We start from the raw sequence: 2,239 nt of genomic DNA on the forward strand, positions 1-2,239 counted from the left end.
AACTGACTTAACGCCAAGTCTTTCTCCGCCTTACTCTGCGCGGCGATCAGGTCTGCGACAGCCTCGGCTTGCGTCAGATCCATCTTGCCATTCAAGAACGCTCGTCTCGTGAACTCACCCGGTTCTGCAGCCTTACATCCGGCATCGATCAACCAGCGCAGTAGTTCTTGTTGAATAAACAGACTACCGTGACACGCGATTTCCACCGTGTCCTCACCCGTGAACGAATGCGGTGCTTTAAACACGGAGCAAAGCACTTCATCCAGCGTCTCGTCTGCACGTTGAATCCGACCAAAATGAATGGTATTGGGTGTAACTTCCGCTAATTGTTTTCGCCCCGAAAAAATACGATCGACGATGGGTATCGCCTGTTCGCCGGAAACACGGACCACTGCTATGCCGCCTGCACCGTAAGGGGTGGATATTGCACAAATCGTTGACATAAATTCCTTATTATTTATTACAATGACACTTCTGTGCCCTGCGACTAAACGGGTTGTATGGAGAGATCGTATAAGCGATCTTAATTCCTACATCCAGGAGTGTCGCATGCGAAACGAGTGCCTCTTTTTGTCGTGATGAACTCAATACCGGTGACAGGATTCGCTGCAAAGGTATGCCGTCCCGTGTGTCCGTAAGCATGATCAGGGACTCCGCCTCATTCGGTACGATCGACACACCGGAAAAACAGTAATCCACATACACACCTACGGTCAGGAAAGAGTTGAGATTTCGCGTGTAGGTGTTCAGCGGTATAGCGTACGTCAATTCCGACGCTAACCAATATTGTATCTTCGGCATCGTCAGTTTTCCCTTCTCTGCCATCTGAAAGTCCTGCGAAGCCGCTAAGGGGATGGACTCGTACACGCGGTTGTCATAATCCGGATAATAAACCGACAAAGCCGCATGATTCACCGTCTCATGCCACGTTGCTGCTAACGGGAAGACAAACTTGGGACCCAATGCCAAACTGAATTGTTCCCAGGTAAAAGACAGTTGTACCGGTACACCTACCGACCAAAAAGCATACGTCTCTTTCAAACTGCTTATCGTGTAATCGATCTGCATGAGTTGGTTGTCCACATCGATGGTCTGATAACTGTCTTCGTAGTTCGTTTTTCCGAACGAAGTCTGATGACGATCCAGCGTCAAGGCTGCACGAAAACCGATCACCTGCGGTGAATGGTACGCATATCCGATCTCCAAACCGGCATGCACATGCGGCAGAGGACGCACATAGTGCGTCTGACTGCTCCATGCGGCGACGCCTCCTCGCACGCCTACTTCAAAAGCGTGTTGTGCCATCACCATCAGTGGCATCAAAAGGATCCATATGCAGCATACTTTTCTCATGGAACAAATCGTTTTTCCGTCCAAACACGGTCTCCCTGCTCATAAACGATCAGATACACACCGTGTGAAAGTTTCTCTTCTCCCACCAATATACCTTGCGCATTATAAATACGTTGGTGAACCGGTTTCGGTGCAGGCGTGTCACTCAAATCGATCACATTCGACCACGCATGCTCACCCTGATCGAGTTCCACATAGAGTTGGAAATGACCGTGCAGTTCATGATCCTCGGAATAGTCATCGATCGTTGCACCCGGGATGGCTACCGAATCGCAGTACCATTGGTAACGAAGCGGTGTGTAACCCGGGAAGAAACGCCTGAGCGATACATGATCGAGCAGTAACTGCCAGTTGTATTTATTGACAATGATCGGGTACAGACGCTCACAATGGAAGGTATCGAGCGTGAGGGTATGGATCTCACCGATACATTTCTCCCATTTAGGATGGATGTACTCGATCTCGTGCGAACCGATGTCGGTGAAGAGCACCATCGTGTCCTGATAGAACCACAGGAACGGCATCAAGGTGTCGCACACAGCTGAATCGACCCGTATATGCACGATTTCCGGACAGCAGGTGACGGTGTCCAAACGCAGATGGACATACAGACTATCGTCTATGTCGATGTCCCGAATCGTATCAATGAGCGCACCTACTTCCGGCCAGGTATGACCTCGCCAAGCAAGCGGCAACAAGGTGTCGCAAGCGACGGTATCGATATAGCGATCGGTAGCGGTGTTGCAATAGATCGTATTCAGCCGGAAAGGTTCACTCTCCGAACGGCAGTTAGGCATATTCGTCTGACCTGAATTGGCGACAGCCACCCGATACCAACCTTCGTCAGCACGGTGTACGGTATCAATAGAGTACGTCTTATCTTCAC

At 50.1% G+C, this 2,239-nt stretch carries 2 protein-coding genes and 1 pseudogene; all 3 read right to left on the reverse strand.

The window, feature by feature from the left end:
- Positions 1–443: pseudogene (locus tag ACMUOV_RS08435) on the reverse strand (tRNA uridine-5-carboxymethylaminomethyl(34) synthesis GTPase MnmE); the annotation flags it as partial.
- A 10-nt stretch (positions 444–453) separates the two neighbouring features.
- Positions 454–1,377 carry a hypothetical protein gene (locus tag ACMUOV_RS08440; protein WP_413854700.1) on the reverse strand — a complete coding sequence of 308 codons (924 nt, stop codon included), beginning with the start codon at positions 1,375–1,377 and terminating at the stop codon, positions 454–456.
- The coding region (locus tag ACMUOV_RS08445; protein WP_413854701.1) for a hypothetical protein at positions 1,350–2,239 on the reverse strand (890 nt) is incomplete at its 5' end. The genes ACMUOV_RS08440 and ACMUOV_RS08445, both read right to left, overlap by 28 nt.

Origin of the sequence: Candidatus Ruminimicrobium bovinum (assembly GCF_902760015.1) — a bacterium.
GTDB classification, from domain to species: Bacteria; Elusimicrobiota; Endomicrobiia; order Endomicrobiales; family Endomicrobiaceae; genus Ruminimicrobium; species Ruminimicrobium bovinum.